This window comes from Mycobacterium scrofulaceum (assembly GCF_002086735.1).
Lineage (GTDB): Bacteria > Actinomycetota > Actinomycetes > Mycobacteriales > Mycobacteriaceae > Mycobacterium > Mycobacterium scrofulaceum.
The window spans coordinates 105,759-127,767 of the sequence record NZ_MVIJ01000001.1 but is presented as its reverse complement, the minus strand read 5'-3'; the positions used below and the strand labels follow the sequence as shown (position 1 = coordinate 127,767).

The following is a 22,009-nucleotide window of genomic DNA, read 5'->3' as shown; positions in this document are numbered from 1 at the left end:
TGTCTTTCCGACTATTTGCTCAGCTAAGCACTCTAAACCTTAGTGCACGCAAGCGTTCCTCCGGGGCCTCCGATGTGGCGAAGGGCATACGTGCCCGGCGCTTACCGGGCCACCCGGCCGGTGACCGGCGGCAAATCGGCAAGCGTCACGATCCCGGGTTCGGCGGCCACCACGGCCGGGACCGCGTTGGTGACCGGCATCGCCGTGTAGATCATGCCCAATCCCATGAAACCGGGCTCCGTCCAGTCCTTCGGCGGTAGGCAATGCAGGACGGTGCGCATGTTGGGCAGCCCGAACACCTGAATGACGTGGCCGTGCTCCAACGGCTTGGGCGGCACCACGTGACTGCCCATGGTCCAGTTGAACCCCACGCTGACCACGTTGCGGTCGCCCTCCCAGCCGCGGTGGTAACCGTAGACGCCGCCCACCGTTCCCGCAGGTATCCGCATGAAGCCCAGGTCGGAATCGGCGGTCGCGGCGGTGAAGGTCACGTCGAAGGTCATCCGGTCCAGCTTCGCCCCGATCGCGTCGGCCATCATGGCGGCCGATTCGGCGAAGACCTCGCTCTCGCGCCGCACGCTTTCGGCGAGCCCCGGCGTGTCGGGATCCTGCGAAAAGCCCATCGCCGTTTGGGTTTCCGCCGATTCGTAGGTCGAGCAGTCCACCGATTCGGTGATGCGGATCTCGTCGACGCGCTCGCACGAGCCGCTGAGCACCATACCGACCATGTTGGTCATGCCCGGGTGCGCGCCGCTGCCGAAGATCGTCGCACCGCCCCGCTTGCAGGCGTCCACAATGCGTTCCCGGTCCTCGGGCGTCTGCTTGCCCCCGGTGATCCAGGCCGCGCTGGAGCACACGTTGACACCCGATTCCAGCAGGCGCACCAACTCATCGATGTTGGGCCACAACGGGTTGTAGCAGCACGCGTCGGCACCGAGCGCGAGCAGCGCGTCGATGTCGTTGGTTGCGAGCACGCCGGTCGGTTCCGGCCAGCCGGCCAGTTCGGCGGCGTCCACCCCGACCTTGTCCGCCCCGTGCGCGTACACCCCGACCAACTCCATGTCGGGTCTGCCGATGATGGCGTGCAGCGAACGCCGCCCGATGTTTCCGGTCGTCCACTGGATCACCCGCAGCGGGCGTTCTGTCGGGGGCTTGCTCATCGCGTCTCCTTTGACGGCGGGCGGACGTGAGTCATTATCACCGACATGCCATCCGGCTCGATACGGCCGGTGCCGGTCAGCGGCCGCCCTGATTGAACGCGGCCATGGCGCTGGACATCAGCTGCGAAAATGGGTCGGCCCCGCCGCCGAAGGTGGCCTGGCTGGCCGGGGCGATCACGGCCGCGGGGTCGAAGCCCCGCACCGGATCCACTTGGATGGGTGCGGTCTGCGGGTCGTCGTTGCGCGAGTATCCCGCGTTCACCATGGGCGCCAGCTCGGCGTCGAGTTGGTTCAGCTCGTCTTCCGGCACCCCGAGGTAGCCCAGCGGTATCACCAGCGGGAGGTGTTTTTCGGGGATCAGGTACGTCGTTGTCGTCGCGCCCCGGGAGTTGACGGTGGTTCTGATGTTCTGCGGCGGCACCATGCTCGGGTCGGTGAACGCGACCGCGGTATGCCCGGTCGCCTCGCCCACCAGGGTGTTGGCGAGGGCCAGCAGGTTGTCCGGCCGGTCGGGGAAGTCGGCGATCATGTCGTACGCCGCGACGAACGCCTTGGTGTCGTACTGGCTTTCCACGGGCGGCGGTATGCGGTAGTCCATTGCGGGAACGACGGCGCCGACCGGGAAAAAGGAGGTCAGAAAGCTCTGGCCGAAGGCGTGACGTCCCACCGGATTGCCAAAGGTGCTGAAGATCAATTGATTTGGCGGTGGAGCGGTCGGGTCGTTCGCCAGCCGCGCCTGCTCGGCGTCCACCACGAGCGAACCCTCGGACAGGCCGATCGCGGCGCCGGGGCCGCCCCGGCGGATGGCCGCGTCCAGGTTGTCCTCGCCGACGGCCACCGACTCGCCGATGCTTGGCCCGTCCACGCCCAGGCCCGGGAAGGCTTCGTCGAGCCGGCCGATCCCAGGAAAGAGCCGTTCGAGCACGTGGCCCTGGACCTGCCCCGCCGGGTAGTCGACGATCTCTCGCGTCAGGCCCGGAAACCACCCGGCACCCAGCCGCCTGCCGTACTCGTCATAGGGAATGCCGGGGACGTGAGCGCCGCCCAGCGCGTACGCCATCCCGTCGTCGGGCGTCGCGCTGTCCGCGGAGTCGTCGGCCGTCGCGATGCCGAGGCCGAAACACCCTGTGGCGCCGAGGGTTACCAGAGCGGTAACCCCCGCGAGTAGTTTCCGCATCGCCACTTCCCGCCTGCCCGACTTGGTCTCGTAGTTTCGCATATCGCACGTGGACCCGCTCACCCGCCCGGTGCTGGACCTACTCCGCGGGCCGGGCCGGTGAACGCCATCGCGACCGCTGCGTTTCCGGTCGCGATGGCCACCAGCTCGCCCGTCCGACCAGCGTAGCCAGGGCGGGCACGGTTATGGTGCGAACCAGGAAGGTGTCGAGCAAGATTCCGATTCCGATGACGAAACCGCCCTGGACCACGGTGCCGATGCTGGAGAACACCAGACCCCACATCGAGGCGGCGAAGATCAGGCCCGCCGCGGTGATCACACCGCCGGTCGAACTCAAGGTGCGGATGACGCCGTAGCGCATGCTGTGCGGCGACTCGTCGCGCATTCGCGAGACGAAGAGCATGTTGTAATCGGCCCCGACGGCGACCAACACCACGAAGGCCAACGGCGGAACGCTCCAATGCAATTGCTGGCCGAGCACGAATTGGAACGTCACGACGCCGATGCCCACCGCCGACAGGTAGGAAATGACGACGGAGGCGACCAGGTACAGCGGTGCCACGACCGCCCGCAACAGCGCGATCAAGGTCAGCAGCACGACGATGATGGTGACGCCGACGATGAATTTGATGTCGTGCTCATAGAAGTCCCGCGTGTCCCGCAGCATGACGGGATACCCCACCATCGAGATCTTGGCGTCCGCCAACGCGGTGTTCGGTTGTGCTCCGCGCGCGGTGTCGCCGATGACGCCGACCTGGTCCATGGCCTCCGGGCTGAACGGATTGAGTTTGGTCTGCACCAGATACCGCACCGAGTGGCCGTCGGGTGAGATGAACGCCTTGGCGGCCTTCTTGAACTCCTCCATGTGCAGGAGCTGCGCGGGAACATTGAACCCCGCCATCGACGGTTCTGCGGCGTCCCGTTTGAGCGTGAGGAGGAAGGCCGACGCCTCACCGAGCCCGGCGCCCATCTGTTTGATCTGATCGACGAGTTGGTCCACTCCATCGGCCACTTGCCGGCTCCCGCCGGCGAACCGGTCGGCGCCCTGCTGCAGCTGGTTCAGGTCCGCCTGCAGGCCGCCGGGCTGGTCCAGGCCCATGGCATGCAGCGCCCTGACGAAGCCGGCGAGCGCGACACGCAGGTGATCGACCGATGCGTTGAGGGTCTGCCGGTCTTGAAACGCCTGCAGCTGCGTCGCCAGGTCGTTGATCTGGTCGAGGCTGCCGTCACCGCGCGCGTTCACCACGCGCTCGAACTGGGCCCGGGTGGCGCTGCAGGAGGGATCCGCGTCGCAGACCGGGTTGCCCTGCAGCGCCGCCAGCACCGGGGCCACCCACGCGAACATGTCCTTGATCGCGGCGAAGTTCACGCCGATGGTGCGGCCGAGCGAGTTGATGCTGCTGACGAGCTTGGCCGCCGTGACGACCTCCCTGACCAACTTGTCACCGCCGTACTGGCTCCTCATCGACGCGAAGGCGTCGCTCAGGCCTTGCATCCCGGCGACCATCTGGTTGACCCGGCCCCGCACATCGCCCAGGTTGTCGGCCAGCGTGTTGGCGCCGACGGACAGCCGGTTCAGCTCGTCGGTGTGGTCGCTGATCAGGGCGGACCCGGCGCCGAGGCGAGCGCCGATGGCGCCCGCCTGATACGTCGCCCTGAACTGTTCCGGCACGGCTCCCGCGGGCCGCGTCACGCCGCTGACCCGGGCGATGCCGGGCAGTTGGCTGACCCGGTCGGCCATCTGCTCCAGATCCGCGAGCGCTCGCGGCGTGCGCAGGTCGTGCGGCGACTGCACGAGGATGTATTCGGGAATGGATTGGTTGACCGGGAAATGGCGATCCAGCGCGGTGTACCCGATCGAACTCGGGGCCGAGGGCGGCAGAGCCTTGCGGTCGTCGTAGTTGAAGCGCACCAGGCCGGCGCAGCCCGCCAGAACGATCAGCACCAGCACGCTGGCGACCAGATGGGCCTTCGGGCGGCGCACGATGCGGATCCCCGACCGCCGCCAGAACCGGGCGGTCAGTTCGCGCGGGGGTGTGACCCAGCCGCGCGGCCCGGCCACGACCAGGATGGCGGGCAACAACGTCATCGCCGCGAGGAACGCGACCCCGATCCCGATGGCCGAGGACACGCCCACCGTGGAGAACACGCCCATCCGGGCGAAACTTATGCCGAGAAAGGTGATTCCGACCGTGGCCGCGGAGGCCGCGATCACTTTTCCGATCGACATCAACGCCCGCTGCACGGCGTCGTCGAAGTCCGCGCCGCGGCGCAAGTAGTCGTGATAGCGGCTGATCAGGAAGACCGCATAATCGGTTCCCGCGCCGGCGATGATGGCGCTCAAGAAGACGATGGACTGGTTCGACACGCCCAAGCCGCCGACCTGGGAGATGCCGGCGACGACGGCCTGCGCGATGACCATCGACGCCCCGATCGCTACCAGCGGCAGCAGCATGGTGAGCGGGTTGCGGTAGACCACCAGCAACACGACGAGCACCAGGATGCCGATCGCAAGTTCGATGGGAAGGCGATCCCGTTCGCCCGCCACGGTGAGGTCGCTGACGGTGGCCGCGGGTCCGGTCAGGTTCGCCGTCAGCGGCGATCCGGCAACGTTGCGTTTGACGATGTCGGCGACGCGGAGGTAGGCGGCGTAGGACTTCGGTGTGCCCAGTTCGCCGGCCAGGCCCACCGGCAGCACCCAGGACTTGTGGTCCTTGCTGGTCAAGACGGGACGCAGGGGCGGCGTGTTGACGAAGTCCTGCAGCATCAGCACGTCTCGCGTGTCCGCGTGCAGCGCGGTCACCAGTTTGCGGTAGGCGGCCTCGTCGGCGGGCCCGAGCCCTTTTTCGTTCGTGAGGACGACCAGGAGCAGGTCTTCGGCGCCCGACTCGTGGAACGCTTCGGTCATCTTTCGGGCGGACACGGCCGACGGGGCGTCGCTGGGCAGGATCGCGAGGGGGTGCTGTTGTGCCATCTCGGTCAGGGGCGGAAACGTCAACGGCAGCGCGACCGCGATCACGACCCAGAGCCCGATCACCAGGCCGGGCCAACGCACCACGAGACCGGCTAGCCGTCGCACAGCGACCTCGCTTCGGATCCGGCCGCCGGCAAACGGCGAATCCGGAGTGAGGCAGTCGCCATCGTCTACTCCTCCCTACGCAACGCGGCCCCAATGCCCGCTGTCGGCGACCCGCAGGCACACGGACTTCATCGCCGCGACATAACGGGCAACCGATTTCTGGGCAACGGCGTTGTCGGGAAACATGATCGCCATCGAGGTGCCGTCCTGGTAGCGGAAGATGTAGATCGTGAGTTGGTACGAATATCGTCCGTCCGAGTAGATGCCGATATTGTTCGTATAACCCATCTCGGCCGCGGCCAGCACGGCATTCATCGGGGCGGCGTCGCCGTGCAAGAAATTCGTCACAGGAAAATTGGGGCGCGGCCTACTCAGCCACGGCGCCAATTCCATTACGCGGTAATACGGCACCTTTGCCATGTCCAAACTCGAATCAAAGCAACTTTGGGCGGCCCAGGCGGCATCACCGAAGGACACGGCGGCTATCGGGATCGTGATCGGCACCAGGCCGGTGAACCAGCCCTGAGTCATGAAGTTGTCCGAAGTCCTGCGGGTATCCCGGGGAGTGAGACCGTAATACGTGGCGGCGCCGGTGAATTCGTGCTCGACCTGGGCGAGGCACGCGAACAAGCCGCCGACGAAGCGGGCGCCCGCCGCCGAACAGGCCGATTCGAACCGCGCCGTCTGCTGCGCGTCCATCAGGGTGTCCGTGATCATGTCGCTCCTGGCCGGCTCCATGGGGTTGCCCAGTGGAAGGGGAAACTCCGGCAGGCTTCCGTTGTTGTTCTCCGCGAAGTCAATCCAGGCGCGGACCGGCGGCGAATCCACGGTCAACGCCGACGTGTACCGGCGTTCCTCGACGCAGAAATCGTCGAAACTGCCGGCGGTGGGCAGGGCGAGGGGGCCGGCGCCGCCCGTCAGCGCCGTGTACATCGCATGCGACTCCACCATCGTGATGCCGATCAGCGCCGCGTCCCCGTGGACGTGGTCGATACTGGCGTAGAACGTGAAGTGATCCGCGTTTTGCACGATCCCGAAGCTGAAGCACTCCCAATGCAGCGGATCCGGCGTCGACACCACATGCTCGTGCAAATCTTCGACGGTCATTTCGCCGTGGTCGGTGGGAGCGAATTCGATGTCGTCGGGATCCTCGATGGTGTGACGAACGATGTCCCCGCTATCGGTGTATTCGAACCAACTGCGGTACGTATCGTGCCTACGCAGATATGCGTTGAGCGCGTCGTTCATCGCGGCGACATCGCACCGGCCCGGGACTTCGCACGTCGCGATGATCTGCCGTGAATAGTCGAGCCCCGCCGTCGTTTGCCGGCGATAGCCGTGGAGGTGCTGGGCCTGCATGTAACTGACCGGCACCGGGCTTGCCGGCGCCGCCCGGGCCCGCTCCCGGGCCGCCGGCGTCGGGTGCCAGGAGACGACTACGCCCGGGCTCAGCGTCCACTCACCGATCGAGCCGATCGTAATTTTCCCGATGCGCAATCTTTTCTCCTCGATGTGCGGGGCTGCAGCCTTCGGTCCGCCGGTGGTGAGACGACGATGACCGCCTCGGCGGCCACCCATCCCGACATGCCGGGCTGCTTCGAATGTAGCCACAGGTGTGGTGACCGATTATGGTGTTGCACGGCCCGGCGCGGTACGCAGTCCGGCATCCGGCGACACTACTCGCCCAGGAGATCATTCTGCTGCGCATTGGGCCGGCATGTGGTGCAGTGGGCGGGTCAAGCGTTTCATTGCGGAGCAATCACGGACCCGTCGCAGGAGGCTGGGGATCGACCTTCGCCGGCCGAGGCGAGAGGACAGATGCATGGCAACCGTCGGGGATCGACCGGAGCGGGCGACGCGCTTTGCGATAGTCGGCTACGCGGCACGTGTTCCGGGAGCCGCCGACGCGGCCGAATTCTGGGACGTGTTGCGCCACGGGCGAGATGCGGTGTCGGAGGTGCCCGGCGAGCGGTGGAACGTCGAGGACTTCTTCGGCGCCGACGCCGACGCGGCCGGCAAGATCGTGAGCCGCCGGGCGGGCTTCGTGGACGATGTCGCGGGCTTCGACGCGCCGTTCTTCGGGGTCTCGGCGCGCGAGGTCATGTTGATGGACCCGCAGCATCGGCTGTTGCTGGAGACGGCATGGCAGGCGGTGGAGCATTGGGGCACGGCCCCAACGGCTTTGGCGAACACGAACACCGGTGTCTTCATCGGCCTGTCCACCCACGACTACCTCAGCATGGTGTCGGATGAGCTGAGCTACGACGAGATCGACGCCTACATGGCGATCGGCACGGCGGCCGCCGCGGCGGCGGGCCGGATCAGTTACCGGCTGGGGTTGCAAGGCCCCGCGGTCACGGTCGACACGGCGTGCAGCTCGTCGTTGGTGGCCGTCCACCAGGCCTGCCAAGCGCTGCGGTTGGGGGAGTGCGACGTCGCGCTGGCCGGCGGGGCAAACGTCCTGCTCAGCCCCGCGACCATGATCACCTTTTCGCGGGCGCACATGCTCGCGCCCGATGGCCGCTGCAAGACGTTCGACGCCGCCGCGGACGGCTACGTGCGGGGCGAGGGCTGCGGCGTCATCGTCCTGAAGCGGCTCGACGACGCGATTCGCGACGGTGACCGGATCCGGGCCGTGGTCCGGGGCAGTGCGGTGAATCAGGACGGGGCATCGGGTGGCTTGACCGTGCCGAACGGCGTCGCCCAGCAGCGCGTGATCGCCGAGGCGCTCGAGCGCGCCGGCGTCGCCGCGCAGGACGTCGGATATCTGGAGGCGCACGGGACCGGGACGTCGTTGGGCGACCCGATCGAAGTCCAGGCCGCGGCTGCGGTATTCGGCGAGGGTCGCGACCCGGACCGGCCGCTGCTGATCGGATCGGTGAAGACGAACATCGGGCATCTGGAGGCGGCCGCGGGGATCGCCGGGATCATCAAGGTCGTCCTGTCGCTCGAGCACGAGCAATTGCCCAAGCACCTGAACTTCCGTAATCCCTCCCCCTACATTCCCTGGGACCGGCTGGCGGTGCGGGTCCTGGACGAGGCCACCGGCTGGCAACGCAACGGGCGCCCCCGCGTCGCCGGCGTCAGTTCGTTCGGGTTCTCCGGCACCAACGCGCACGTCATCCTGGAGGAAGCGCCCCAGGAGGCAGGCGTGCCTGCCGCGGCCGCGCGTCCCGTCGTGGAGCCCGAGGCCCGGCGGTTCGGCGTGCTGCCGCTGTCGGCGCGCACCCCGGCGGCCCTGGCCCAGCTCGCCGACCGATACCGCGGCTGGTTGACCGCGCACCCGGAGGCCACGTTGTCGGAGGTGTGCTTCACCGCCGGCGCGGGCCGCGCCCATTTCGAGCACCGGGCCGCGCTGGTGGTCAATTCGACGGAATCCGCCACCGAATTGCTCGGCGCGCTCGCCGACGACCGTCCCGCGCCCGGCCTCATCCGCGGAACGTGTGACGACAGGCCGAAGACGGCGTGGTTGTTCCCGGGGCAGGGCAGCCAGTTCGCCGGCATGGCCCGGGAGTTGTTCGAAACCGAGCCGGTGTTCGCCGAGACCATGGCCCGGTGCGCCGCGGTGGTCGACGGCCTGCTCGAAAAGCCGCTGCTGGACGTGATTTTCGAATCCGGCGGCCCCGGGAGCGACGACAACCTCCGGCAGACCAGCTATGCGCAGCCGGCGTTGTTCGCCGTGGAGATGGGTTTGGCCCGGCTCTGGCAGTCGTGGGGTCTGGAACCCGACGTGGTGCTGGGTCACAGCGTCGGCCAGTACGCCGCCGCCTGCGTCGCGGGCGTGTTCAGCCTCGAGGACGGCGCGCGGCTGATGGCCGAACGCGGCCGTCTTTTCGGCAGTTTGCCGGCGGGCGGTCGGATGGTCGCGGTCTTCGCCGCGGCGGAACGGGTGGAGGGTTGCACCGACGAGTTCCCCCGGCTGTCGGTGGCCGCCTACAACGGTGCCAACACCGTGCTGTCGGGGCCGGCGGACGACCTGGAGAGGGCGGTGGCAGCGCTGGCCGCCGACGGGGTCCGGTGCGACTGGCTGGAGACCAGCCACGCGTTCCATTCGGCGCTGCTGGATCCGATCCTCGATGAGTTCGAGGCGTATGCGGCCCGGTTCGACTTCGGCTCGCCGCAACGGACTTTGGTGTGCAACCGCACCGGCGCCGCCCTCGGCAGGAATGCGCAACTCGATGGCCCGTACTGGCGCCGCCACGCGCGCCAGCCGGTCGAATTCGCCAAGAGCGTGGCCACTTTGGCCGAACTCGGCTGCGCGGTGCTGCTCGAGGTGGGCCCGCAGCCGGTGCTCACCGCTGCGGCGGTGCGGGCGTGGCCCGACCCGGCCGCCGCGCCGCGCGCGATCGCGTCGTTGCGTCGGACCGGCGGCGACCACCGCCAGATCGCCGAAGCGCTGGCGAGCGCCTACGTCGGTGGCCACCTGCCCGATTTCGGCGCCCTGCAGCACGACCCGACGCGCAAGCTCGACTTGCCCACCTATCCGTTCCAGCATCGCCAGTACTGGTTCCGCGACAAGGACGCCGCGCCCGGTCCGACCGCGGCGAAAACCGACGCCGCGCGCACGGGAGCCGTCCGGCTCCTCGAGGAGGGCCGGATCGAGGAGCTGGCCGCGCTGCTCGACGGCGGCGACGACGACGGGCACACCGCAGAGGTGCTGAGCAGGCTTGCCGCCCAACACAACCGGCAGCGCGACACCCAGTCCATCGCGGATGTCCGTTACGAGATCCGCTGGGAGAAAGCCGTGGCTCCGGCCGCGCCTGCGGGCAGCGGCGCGGGCTCTGACTGGCTGGTGATCAGCGACGACGCCCGGGCGGTCGGTCCGCTGACCGACGCGCTGACGGCACGGGGGCAGGCGTTTCGCGTCGTCGGTCTGCCGGTGTCCGATGCGGACGAGGAGCGGCTCGAAGCGGAGCTGCGCGGCGCGGCGGCGGACCAACCGACGCTACGCATCCTGCACTGCGCGGGGATCGATCGGGACAACGCGCCTTCGATGCGCTCGCTGTTGCGGATGCAACACCACGTGCTGAGCGGAACACGCCGGCTCTTTTGCGCCGCGGCGGCCGCCGAACTGCGCGCACCGATCTGGCTGATAACCCGTGGCGCGCAACGTGTCACCGGCGCCGACAGCGTACGGCCGGCGCAGACCTGCCTGTGGGGTTTCGGGCGTGCCGCTTCCCTGGAGCACCCCCAGTTGTGGGGCGGGCTGGCGGACCTGTCCGAAGGCAGCGCCGACGAATGGACCCGGCTGATCAGCCAGGTGGTGGCGGCGCCGCGTGGCGAAGACCAAGTCGCGCTGCGCGCTGAGGGTGTCTTCGTTCCCCGGCTGACGCGAAGGGAAGGGCAGCCGATCGGAACGCCGCTCACATTGCGGGCGGACGCAACGTACTTGGTGACCGGCGGCCTGGGTGCGGTCGGCTTGGAGATCGCCGGATACCTGGCCGCGCACGGTGCCCGGCATCTCGTGCTGACGAGCCGGCGCTCACCCGACGATGCGGTCCAACAGCGCATCGATGCCGCACGAGAGAAGTCGGGCTGCGAAATCCGGGTCGTGTCCGCCGATGTCGCCAATCCGCACGATGTCGCCCGGCTGCTGGGGACCGTGCAGGCCGAACTCCCGCCGCTCGCCGGCATCGTCCACGCGGCGGGCGAGATCGGTACCACGCCGCTGCGCAATCTGGACGACGCCGAAGTCGACCGCGTGTTCGCCGGAAAGGTATGGGGCGCCTGGCATTTGAGTGAGGCCGTCGCGGACCTGCCGCTGGACTTCTTCCTCAGCACGTCGTCGATCGCCTCGGTGTGGGGCAGCTTCGGCCAGACGGCCTACGGCGCCGCCAACGCGTTCCTCGACGGATTGTCTTGGCGGCTGAGGGAACAGGGCATCACGGGGATCAGCGTCAACTTTGGTCCGTGGGCGGCGGGAATGGCCGACGCGGACGCCCGTGCGCGGCTGGAACAGCGCGGGGTCCGCACGCTGCCGCCCGCGGATGCGTTGGCGGGCATGGCCGAGTTCGCGGTGGCTTCCGCCCCGCAGGGCGTGGTGGCCCGGATCGACTGGGGCCGTTTCCTGCCGCTCTATCAGCAGGCGGGCAAGCGGTCATTCCTCGAGGAACTGGGGCGCGAGGTGCCCGAGTCACTGCCGCTCCCCGCACCCTCCGGGCACACCGAATTCGTCGAAAGGCTCACCCTCGCACCGGCGCAGCAGAGGAAAAAGCTCCTGGTCGACTACCTGCGCGACGTCGTCGCCGAGGTGACGCGGATCGACCCGGCGGAGATTCGCGAGGAGGCCGGATTCTTCGACCTCGGCATGGATTCGCTGATGGCCGTCGAATTGCGGCGCCGCGTGGAGCACACGGTGGGCAGGGGACTGCCGGCAACGCTGGCGATGGACTATCCGCGCGTCGCCGACGTCGCCGAGTTTCTGCTCGCCGACGTCCTCGGCCTGGGCGCGGCGACGACCGCCAAGGCGAGTGCCCGGCCCCCGGCGGCGTCCTCCGGTCCCGCGGACGAGCCGATCGCGATCGTCGCGGTGGCGTGCCGGTTCCCCGCCTCGCCCGACCCCGAGGGGTATTGGGAGGTGTTGTCCGGTGGTGTCGACGCGATCCGGGAGATCCCGGACGACCGCTTCGAGATCGACGAATACTACGACCCGGATCCGGAGACACCGGGCAAGATCTATAGCCGCAGTGGCGGATTCCTCGACGGCATCGCCGGATTCGACCCCGAGTTCTTCGGCATCTCCCCGCGTGAGGCCGTATGGATGGACCCGCAGCAGCGGTTGATGCTGGAGATCGCCTGGGAGGGGCTGGAGCGCGCCGGGTATTCGCCCGCGGCGTTGCGCGGCAGCCGCAGCGGCATCTTCGTGGGCGTCGCCGCCAACGAGTATTCCCACCTGCTGTCGCGGGACTCGGTCGAAAGCATCGAGGCCCACTTCATCACCGGCAACGCGCTCAACGCGATCGCGGGCCGGGTCGCCTTCGCGCTCGGGCTGGAAGGCCCGGCGGTGGCGGTGGATACCGCGTGCAGCTCGTCGCTGGTGGCCGTCCACCAGGCCTGCCAGGCATTGCACTCCGGCGACTGCGATCTGGCCCTGGCCGGCGGGGTGAACGTCCTGCTGAGCCCGGCATCGATCGTTGCCGCCTCACGCGCCAGGATGCTGTCGCCCGACGGCCGGTGCAAGACCTTCGACGCCGCCGCCGACGGCTACGTCCGCAGCGAGGGATGCGGAATCCTGGTGCTCAAGAGGCTCAGCGACGCGCAGCGCAGCGGCGACCGCATTTGCGCGGTCATCCGCGGCAGCGCGGTCAATCAGGACGGCGCCTCCAGCGGTTTGACGGTGCCGAACGGCGGTGCGCAGCAACGGCTTATTGCTGCGGCGCTGGCCCGGGCCGGGGTCCGTGGCGGAGACGTCGATTACCTCGAGGCGCACGGGACGGGCACCTCCCTGGGGGACCCGATCGAGGTGCAGGCCGCCGCCGCCGTCTACGGCGCCGACCGTGACCCCCACCGGCCCCTGCTGATCGGATCGGCGAAGACCAACCTCGGCCACCTCGAGTCCGCCGCCGGGGTCGCGGGTCTGATCAAGGTGGTGTTGTCTCTGCAGCACGAACTGCTGCCCCGGAACCTGCACTTCCAGAATCCGTCGCCGCACATCCCCTGGGACTCCCTGCCGGTGCGGGTCGTCGCTACGGCGATGCCCTGGCAGGCCAACGGCAGGCCGCGCCGCGCCGGGGTCAGTTCGTTCGGGTTCACCGGCACGAACGCACATGTGCTGATCGAGGAGGCGCCGCCCCAGCCGGTCACCGGCGAGCCGCCGGAAGTCGTTGCGGCGGTGCCGGAGTCGGCCGCCGCCGAAGCTCGGGTCGAGCTGTTCCCGTTGTCGGCGCGCTCACCGCAGGCGTTGGTGGCGCTGGCGCAGCGGTATAAGGACTGGCTGGGCGCGCATCCCGAGGCCGACATCGCCGACGTCTGCTTCACGGCCGGGGTCGGCCGTTCGCATTTCGAGCATCGGGCCGCGCTGGTCGCGGATTCGGTGCAGGGCGCGCGCGAGGTGCTGGCCGAATTGGCCGAGAACCGGCTCCGGCCCGGCGTGCTGCGCGGCGAGTGCGCCGACCCGCCGAAGACGGCGTGGCTGTTCACCGGGCAGGGCAGCCAGTACCCGGGGATGGCCCGCGAGCTGTTCGACACCGAGCCGGTATTCGCCCAGACGGTGACGCGGTGCGCGGAAGCGATCGACGGCGTGCTGCCCCGTCCGTTGTTGGAGGTGCTGTTCGACGCCGACCGGGGCGCCGGGGGCGGCGCCGCAGAAACGCTGCGGCACACCTCCTTTGCGCAGCCGGCGCTCTTCGCCGTCGAGATGGGCCTGGCCCGGTTGTGGCAGTCGTGGGGCATCGAACCCGACGTGGTGCTCGGCCACAGCGTCGGCCAGTACGCGGCGGCGTGCGTGGCCGGCGTGTTCAGCCTCGAAGACGGGGCCCGGCTGATGGCCGAACGCGGCCGGCTGTTCGGCAGCCTGCCCGAAGGCGGCCGCATGGTGGCGGTGTTCGCCGAAGCCGAGCAGGTGGAGGACGCGGCCAACCGCTTCCCCGCGGTCTCGGTCGCCGCCTACAACGGCCGCAACACGGTGTTGTCGGGTCCGGCCGCCGATCTGGAACAGGTCGTCGCGACCTTCAGCGACGACGGGATCCGCTGCACGTGGTTGGACACCAGCCACGCGTTCCACTCGGAACTGCTCGAACCGGTGCTCGACGAATTCGAGGCGTATGCGGCGCGGCTGCAGTTCGCCACCCCCACCCGGCCCCTGGTCTGCAATCGCACCGGCGCGGTCCTCACGGCGGAAACCCCGCTGGACGCGCAGTATTGGCGGCGGCATTCCCGCCAGCCGGTGCAGTTCACCGAAAGCGTGCGCACGGTGGCGGCGCTGGGCTGCTCGGTGTTGATGGAGATCGGCCCCCAGCCGATTCTGACCGCTGCCGCGGTGCAGGCCTGGCCCGAACACTCCGCCGCGCCGCGTGCGATCGTCTCCCTGCGCAAGGGTGCCGGCGGGCGGCGTCAGATCGCCGAAGCGCTCGGCGCGGCCTACGTCGCCGGGCATCGGCCGGAGTTCGCCGCGCTGCATCGGGCGCCGCGCCGCAGACTCGACCTGCCCACCTATCCGTTCCAGCGCCGCCACTTCTGGCCCAAGGCGTCGGGGACCGTCGGCGTCGACGGTCAGGGCGCCGCCGTGCCCGGGATCCTGGGCAGCGCAAAGGATCTCGCCTCCGGAGATGTCGTCTACACCAGCCGGCTGTCCGTCAAGACGCAACCGTGGCTGTCCCATCACGTCATTTACGGCACCGTCGTCGTGCCGGGAGCGACGTACGCGGCGATGGCCCTGGCCGCGGTCGGGACCCCCGCCCAGGTGCGAGACGTCTTCTTCTACGAGCCAATCATCCTGGCCGACAAGAGTTCTCGCGAGGTGCAGCTGACCCTGCACCCGTCGGAGGGCCGCGGTGGCTGGACCTTCCAGGTGCACAGCCGGCCCTACGGTGTCCGCGATGCCGAGTGGTCGCTGAACGCCGACGGCGCCATCGTCACCGGCGGCGCCGACGAGCCGGGTCGGGCGGATGCCGTCGACGCCGCGATCGAGCGGTTGAACCGCACCCGGCCGCAACAGCTGTTCGACACCTTCGCCGACATGGAGCTGGCCTGGGGGCCCACCTGGTCAACGTCCCTGAAATCACTGTGGGTGGGTGAGGGTGAGGCGGTCGGCGATGTCGTCGTCGGCGACGAACTCGCCGAACACCTCGGGAGTGAGCCGGTCCACCCGGTGCTGCTGGACCTGTGCACCGGCGTCGCCTTCCCCGCGTTTCCTGCGCTTCTCGCGGCGACCGAACAAGGCGCGGTTCCCGACCTGTTCCTCCCGCTGCGGTACGGGCGGGTGGTGCTGGCCGAGCGGATGCCACGCCGGTTCTACTGCCGCGCGAGGTGGCATACCGGTGGGGTCGACAGCGAGACCCAGGTCTTCGACCTGGATTTCGTGGACCGGGCGGGCCGCCACCTGGGTGGGATACACGAGTTCACCGTCAAACGCGCGCCCCGGGAGGCGTTGCTGCGCGGGCTCGGCGGCGACGTCGCCCGGCTGCTCTACACCCTCGGCTGGCACGAGGTGCCGGCACCGAGCAGCGATGCCGGCGCGGGCGAAAAGGCCAGCGGCCCTTGGTTGGTCGCCGGTTTCGACGAGCTGGCGGCCGAGCTGCCGGGTTGCGTCCAGACGAATGGCGCGATGGATACCGGCGAGTGGCGGCGGCTGTTCGCCCAGGCGGAGCAGAGCGGTGCGCCGATCACCGGCATCGTCTGGCGCGGCGCCGGTCGACCGGGCGCGGAGGAGTCGAACGAGGAATTCCGCACCCGCCTGGAGACCGGCATCGGCAACCTGCTCAGCGCCGTGCACGCCCTGCTGGCCGAACAGCAAGTGAATTTGCCTGGGGGACTGCGGATCATCACCGAACGCGGTGTGGCGACCGAACCGGGTGAGCGGGTCGACCCGGTGCAGTCGGCGCTGTGGGGGCTGGGCCGCACCATCATCGCCGAGCAGCCGACGCTGCGGTGCAGGTTGACCGACCACGACGGATCCGGCGAAGCCGTGCGCTCGCTGGCGAGCCTGCTCGCCGCACCCGACACGGCCCTTCAGGAACCGGAACTTGCACTGCGACAAGGGAAGTTCCTGGCGTCCAGGCTGCTGCCCTGGGCGCGCAGCGGCCATCTGGCGGTGCCGCGCGCGGGCGACTACGTCCTGGCACCCACCGAGCGCGGCGCGATCGACAATCTGCGTCTCACCGAGACCGACGTGCCGCCGCCGGTCGCCGGCCAGGTGCAAATTCGGGTGGAAGCGGCCGGTCTGAACTTCCGGGATGTGCTCAACGTGCTCGGCCTCTATCCGGGCGACCCGGGGCTGATCGGCGGCGACTTCTCCGGCATCGTCACCGAGGTGGGTGCCGGCGTCACCGGATTCGAGGTCGGTCAACGCGTCTTCGGCTTCATGCAGGGCGCGTTCGCCAGCCGGATCAATGTGCCCGCTCAGTTGCTGGCGCCGGTGCCGCACGAACTGAGCGCGGTGGCGGCGGCCAGCATTCCCGCCGCCGCACTCACGGCCCGGCTGGCGTTCGACTGGGCGCAGCTCAAGCCCGGTGACCGCGTGCTCATCCACGCCGCCAGCGGCGGCGTCGGCCTGGCCGCCATCCAGATGGCGCAGCAGCACGGCGCGATCGTCTTCGCCACCGCCAGCACCTACAAACGTGCGACCCTGCGCAAATTGGGTGTGGAGTATGTCTACGACTCGCGCACGACGGACTTCGCCGACCAGATCCTGGCCGACACCGACGGCGCCGGCGTCGACGTGGTGCTCAACAGCCTGACCAACGAGGGCTTCGTCGAGGCGACCGTGCGGGCCACCGCCCGGAACGGCCGGTTCGCCGAGATCGCCAAGCGGGACATCTGGACCCCCGAGCGGATGGCGGCGGCGCGCCCCGACATCGCCTACGAAGTGGTGGCACTGGACGGGACCATCCTGCAGGACCCGGAGCGCATCCGAGGGCTGCTCGCCGAGGTGTCGGACGGGTTGGGGAGTGGCGAATGGGCGCCGCTGCCCGCCGAGATCTACCCGCTGACCGAGGCCAAGACCGCGTTCCGCCGGATGCAGCAAGCGCGCCACATTGGGAAAATCGTCCTGCAGATGCCCAATCCGCTTCAGCCGCAAGCCGATCGGACCTACCTGATCACCGGAGGCCTCGGCGCCCTCGGCCTGCGCACGGCCTCATACCTGGCCCAGCTCGGTGCCGGGGAGATCGTGTTGACCGGCCGACGCGAACCCGACGCGGCCGCGCAGCAGGCGATCTCCGATATCACCGAGCGCTACCGCTGCCGGATTCACACCTTGGCGGCCGACGTCGGCGACGAGTCGCAGGTCGAGGAACTGCTGGAGCGGATCCGGGCGGAGCTGCCGCCGCTCGGCGGCGTCGCGCACCTCGCGGGCGTCCTCGACGACGCCCTGCTGCCGCAGCAGAACGTCAAACGCTTCCGGACGGCCCTGCTGCCGAAAGCGTTGGGCGCCTGGCATCTCGACCGGCTGACCAGAAAGGACGATCTGGACTTCTTCATCGTCTACTCGTCGATCTCGAGCGTGCTCGGTTCCCCGGGCCAGGGCAACTACGCGACCGCCAACGCGCTGCTCGACGGCCTCGTCGCCGAACGCCGAGCGCAAGGCCTGCCCGCCACCAGTGTCAACTTCGGCCCCTGGGCCCACGGCGGCATGGCCGCGTCGGAGGCGGCGCGCGCCAATCTCGGTGCGCAAGGCCTGGTTTCGATGGAGCCGACGGCGGCCCTCAACGCGCTCGGTGAGATCGTCGCGCAGGGAACCGGGCAGGCGACCGTGATCAAGGCCAATTGGCAACGCGCCGCGAAGATGCTCGGCGGTTCTCGCCCACCGATTCTGGATCACCTGTTACCGAGCGCCGGCGCGCCGGCCCCCGGCGACAGCGAGCTTCTCAAGAAGCTGCACGAGGTGCCGGAGTCGCAGCGGGCCAGCTTCCTGGCGGAATTCCTGCAGCAGGAGGTGCAGCAATTCCTGCGTCTCGCGCAACCGCCCGCCGCCAGCAGTCGCTTCTTGGACCTGGGCACCGACTCACTGATGGCGGTCGAACTCCGTAACCGGTTGTACGGCCAGTTCGGTGGCGCGTTCACGATCAGCGCCACAGCGGTTTTCGACTACCCGACGATCAGCGCGCTCGCCGAGTACCTGGCCGCTCAGGTCCCGGACGTGATCCCGCAGTCGGGATAGCGCCGGGCGGTGCGGCGTCAGTCGCTGATGTCGAAGCCGGCGATGACCTTGGTGGGGCGCACGCGCACCACCAGCTCGCCCGGGGCGGAGTTGCGTCGGCCGAACTCCTCGGCGCGCTCGGGGCCCATGTAGCGGGCCCCGGCCCGGGTGGCGACGTCCAGCACCTCCGCGGGGTCCTCGCTCACCGTGGCGACACCCTGCACCTGGACGAACGAATACGGCGGATGAGGATCGTCGACGCAGATCACCACCCGCGGGTCCCGGTGCAGCGCACGGTCTTTCGGCGTGTCCCGGCCGGTGTTGAACGCCAATTGGCCATCGTCGACGACGAACCACACCGGTGCGACCAGCGGGCGGCCGTCGGCGGCGACGTAACCGAGCATGCCGGTACGGGTGCCGGCGGAGAGGAACTCGACGACCCTGTCCGACAGCGTGGCGGGTTCGGACATCCGCTAGAGCCGGGCGAGGTCGTAGTCGCCGATGTGGTCGATCAGATTGTGCAGGTGGTCGCCGGAGGTGCCCAATGTGTGCTCGATCGCGGTGAGCCGGGCCGCATAGTGGGCCACCGGGTATTCCGCGGTCACCCCGATGCCGCCGTGCAGCTGGATCGACTCCTGGGCGATGTGCCGGCCCGACCGGCCGATCTGCAGCTTGGCCCGCGAGGCGATCACCGGGTCGAGGTTGCCGTCCGCGATCGACATCGACGCGTACAGGCTCATGCTGCGCGCCAGTTCGAGGGACACGTACATGTCGGCCGCCCGCTGGGTGAGTGCCTGGAATTTGTTGAGCGTGACCCCGAACTGCTTGCGGGTCTTGAGATAGTCGGTGGTCAGCCGCAGCGCTTCCTCCATCGCCCCGACCGCCTCGGCGCACAACGACGCCTGGATGCGGATGATGGCGTCGCGGACGGTCTGCGATGCGTCAACCGCCTCGCCCAAGGGCTCGGCGGGTGCGGCGTCCAGGTCGATCTGCGCGCCGCGTTGCCCGTCGAATGTCCGGTACGGATGACGCGTGACGGAGGCGGCGTCCACCAGGAACAGGCCGGTGCCGCCGTCCGGCAGGGCCGCGCTGACCACCAGAGCGTCGGCGCAGTCACCGGCCAGCACCGGGTTCTTGCGTCCGCTCACCGTCCATGAATCGCCTTGCGGCACAGCCTTGGTGTCCAAATCCGCGGCGGGCGCGCGGCGGCCCGGTTCCAGATGGGCGAAGGCCAGCAGGCGTTGGCCGGCGGCGACGTCGTCGAGCTGTTCTTTTTGGGCGTCGGTGCCCAGCTCGGCGATCAGCGCACCCGGCGCGAGCGCGGCGTGCAAGATCGGTTCGGGTGCCAGCCGGCGCCCCGCCTCGGCGAGCACGACCATGATCTCGAGCTGGCCCGCCTCATCCGGGTCGAAGCCGAGGCCGAGGATCCCGGTGTCGGCGAGCTGGCTCCACACCTCGCGGCTCCAGCCCAGGTCGGTGCCGATGACCTTGTTGCGGCTCTCCGGGTCGTAGCTGCGGGACAACAGCTCGCGGGTGGTGTCGCGCAGCAGGGTCTGCTCGTCGGTCAACTGAAAGTCCATGTCTGCCTCACAATCCCAGGATGGTGGACGCGATGATGTTGCGCTGCACCTCGTTGCTGCCGCCATAGATGGACGTCTTGCGGTAGTTGAGGTAATGCGGCGCACTGTGTTGCGCCCAGTCCGGAGACGCAATGCCTTCGCCGTCGGTGGGCAGCGAGTCGGGACCGGCCACCTCGACGAGCAGTTCGGTGGCCACCTGCTGCAGCTGGCTGCCGCGCAGTTTCAGCACCGACGACGCCGGATTGGGTTGTCCGTTCGCGGAGTCCGTGACCACCCGCGACTGCGTGAGTTCCAGTGCCAGCAGCTCGTTTTCGGCCTCGGCCAGCCGGGCCGCGAACAGCGGATCCGCCAGCACCCCGGTCGCCGCGGCGTGCTTCTTCACCTCGGCCAGGCGCACCTTGGTCCGCCCGACGCCGGCGATGCCGGTGCGCTCATTGCCGAGCAGGAACTTCGCGTACGTCCAGCCCTTGTTCTCTTCTCCGACAAGCTGATTGGCGGGCACGCGGACGTCTTCGAAGAAGATCTCGTTGACCTCGTGACCGCCGTCGATCGTCTTGATGGGCCGAAGCGTGACACCCGGCGTCTTCATGTCGAACAGCAGGAACGAAATGCCTGCCTGCCGCTTGGGCGCCTGCGGGTCGGTGCGGACCAGGCAGAAGATCCAGTCCGCGTACTGGCCGAGCGTGGTCCAGGTCTTCTGGCCGTTGACGACGTAGCTGTCGCCGTCGCGCACGGCGGTGGTGCGCAGCGACGCCAGGTCCGAACCCGCCTCGGGCTCGGAGAATCCCTGACACCACCAGATGTCGAGGCTGGCCGTCGGCGGTAGGAAGCGTTTTTTGACCTCCTCGGAACCGAATTCGGCGATCACCGGGCCCACCATCTTGGTGTTGAAGTTCAGCGGTTCGGGGACGCAGGCCAGCTGCATCTCGTCGGCCCAGATCTGGTGCTGGGTCGGCGTCCAGTCCTTGCCCCCCCACTCGACCGGCCAGTTCGGCACCGCCAGACCCTGCTCGTGCAGGATCTTGTGGCTGGTGACGATGTCGTCGCGGTTCACCTCCGCCGCGCCTCGGCGCACCCGCTCGCGTAGCTCCTCCGGAATCTTGGTGGTGTAGATGGTGCGGAGTTCGTCGCGGAAAGCGGCTTCCTCCGGTGTGAGCGCCAGTTGCACGGCGACCTCCTGTCGTCTGGGGCTGAACGTGGTTACCAGCGTCGGATGGATGCCCGGTCCTGGCGGTGCGTTCTTGCCTCCATAGTGACCCATCCCACCCGGCGGTTGTGCACAGCCTCGGTTTAGTCCACAGCCTCCGGTCGCGATGGCGGCGCGCGGGGCCGATCGGGCGGTCGCCGCACCTACGGTCGGTGCATGCGATCAGAACTGCCCGTGGCGCGCCTGCAGAGGCGACTCGGCGCCGACCCGGACGCCGACCCCGACGGCGCGGGGCAAGCGTCGACGGCGGAGGCGGCAGACGGGGACCAGAATTCGCTGCTGCCGCGGTGGCTGCCCGACGGGTCCGCGGATCGCGGCTGGGCGGCCAGGCTGCGCGCCGACCCTGGGCGGGCCGGCGCCATCGGGCTGGCGATCGTGGCCGCGCTGGCGGTGCTGGTCACGGTGTTCACCGTGCTGCGCGACCGCCCGGCGCCGGTGATGTCGGCCAAGCTGCCGCCCGTGGAGAGGGCGTCGACGGCGGGCCCCAAGCCGCCCTCGGCGAGCCCGGCCGCCGGACCGGACCGGCCCGTGGTGGTCAGCGTGGTCGGCCTGGTGCGCAGCCCCGGGCTGGTCACCCTCGCGGCCGGCGCGCGGGTCGCCGACGCGCTGCAGGCCGCGGGCGGCGCGGTGAACGGGGCCGACACCATCGGGCTGAACATGGCGCGCCCGCTGGGTGACGGCGAGCAGATCGTGGTCGGGCTGGCCCCCGCCCCCGGGCAGCCGACGGCGTTGGGCAGCTCGGTGGCTACCGGTTCGACCCCGAAGCCGGCACCCCCGCGGCCCGGCGGGGGGCCGGGCAAGCCGAAGGCGGGTGAGGCGCTGGACCTCAACACCGCGACCGCCGAGGATTTGGACGCGCTGCCCGGCGTCGGGCCGGTCACGGCGGCGGCGATCGTCGCCTGGCGGCAGGCCAACGGCAAGTTCACCAGCGTCGACCAGCTCGCCGAGGTCGACGGCATCGGTCCGGCGCGGCTGGAGAAGTTGCGCGCCCTGGTCCGTGTCTGAAGCGG

9 protein-coding genes are annotated in these 22,009 nt (G+C 69.3%); 2 read left to right on the top strand and 7 right to left on the bottom strand.

What is annotated here, in order from left to right; genetic code table 11:
* Positions 1-101: 101 nt before the first annotated feature.
* From BST44_RS00470 to BST44_RS00455, 4 genes are all read right to left on the bottom strand, one after another.
* Positions 102-1,160 carry an NAD(P)H-dependent amine dehydrogenase family protein gene (locus BST44_RS00470; protein ID WP_083174303.1) on the bottom strand — a complete coding sequence of 353 codons (1,059 nt, stop codon included), beginning with the start codon at positions 1,158-1,160 and terminating at the stop codon, positions 102-104.
* A 76-nt stretch (positions 1,161-1,236) separates the two neighbouring features.
* Complete coding sequence (gene pe / locus BST44_RS00465) at positions 1,237-2,337, bottom strand: acyltransferase PE (RefSeq protein ID WP_083174721.1); 1,101 nt, start codon at positions 2,335-2,337, stop codon at positions 1,237-1,239.
* Positions 2,338-2,416: 79 nt separating this feature from the next.
* A complete protein-coding gene (locus tag BST44_RS00460; protein ID WP_279628963.1) occupies positions 2,417-5,416 on the bottom strand; it encodes an MMPL/RND family transporter in 3,000 nt (999 codons plus the stop codon).
* A gap of 75 nt (positions 5,417-5,491) precedes the next feature.
* On the bottom strand, positions 5,492-6,913 hold the full coding sequence (locus BST44_RS00455; protein WP_083174302.1) for a condensation domain-containing protein: 1,422 nt from the start codon (positions 6,911-6,913) through the stop codon (positions 5,492-5,494).
* Positions 6,914-7,238: 325 nt separating this feature from the next.
* On the opposite strand from BST44_RS00455, the gene BST44_RS00450 reads away from it, so the two are divergent.
* The gene (locus tag BST44_RS00450; protein WP_083174300.1) at positions 7,239-18,233 is read left to right on the top strand and encodes a type I polyketide synthase; all 10,995 of its coding nucleotides are present in this window, start codon (positions 7,239-7,241) and stop codon (positions 18,231-18,233) included.
* Positions 18,234-18,250: 17 nt separating this feature from the next.
* On the opposite strand, the gene BST44_RS00445 is transcribed toward BST44_RS00450, so the two are convergent.
* The 3 genes from BST44_RS00445 to BST44_RS00435 are packed head-to-tail and all read right to left on the bottom strand — an operon-like array spanning position 18,251 to position 20,960.
* The gene (locus tag BST44_RS00445) at positions 18,251-18,682 is read right to left on the bottom strand and encodes a PPOX class F420-dependent oxidoreductase (protein WP_083174299.1); all 432 of its coding nucleotides are present in this window, start codon (positions 18,680-18,682) and stop codon (positions 18,251-18,253) included.
* A 3-nt stretch (positions 18,683-18,685) separates the two neighbouring features.
* Positions 18,686-19,792 carry an acyl-CoA dehydrogenase family protein gene (locus BST44_RS00440; protein WP_083174297.1) on the bottom strand — a complete coding sequence of 369 codons (1,107 nt, stop codon included), beginning with the start codon at positions 19,790-19,792 and terminating at the stop codon, positions 18,686-18,688.
* Positions 19,793-19,799: 7 nt separating this feature from the next.
* Positions 19,800-20,960 carry an acyl-CoA dehydrogenase family protein gene (locus BST44_RS00435; protein ID WP_083174296.1) on the bottom strand — a complete coding sequence of 387 codons (1,161 nt, stop codon included), beginning with the start codon at positions 20,958-20,960 and terminating at the stop codon, positions 19,800-19,802.
* Between the two features lie 195 nt (positions 20,961-21,155).
* Here BST44_RS00435 and BST44_RS00430 point away from each other — a divergent pair, with 195 nt between their 5' ends.
* On the top strand, positions 21,156-22,004 hold the full coding sequence (locus BST44_RS00430; RefSeq protein ID WP_083174294.1) for a ComEA family DNA-binding protein: 849 nt from the start codon (positions 21,156-21,158) through the stop codon (positions 22,002-22,004).
* The last annotated feature ends 5 nt before the right edge of the window (positions 22,005-22,009 follow it).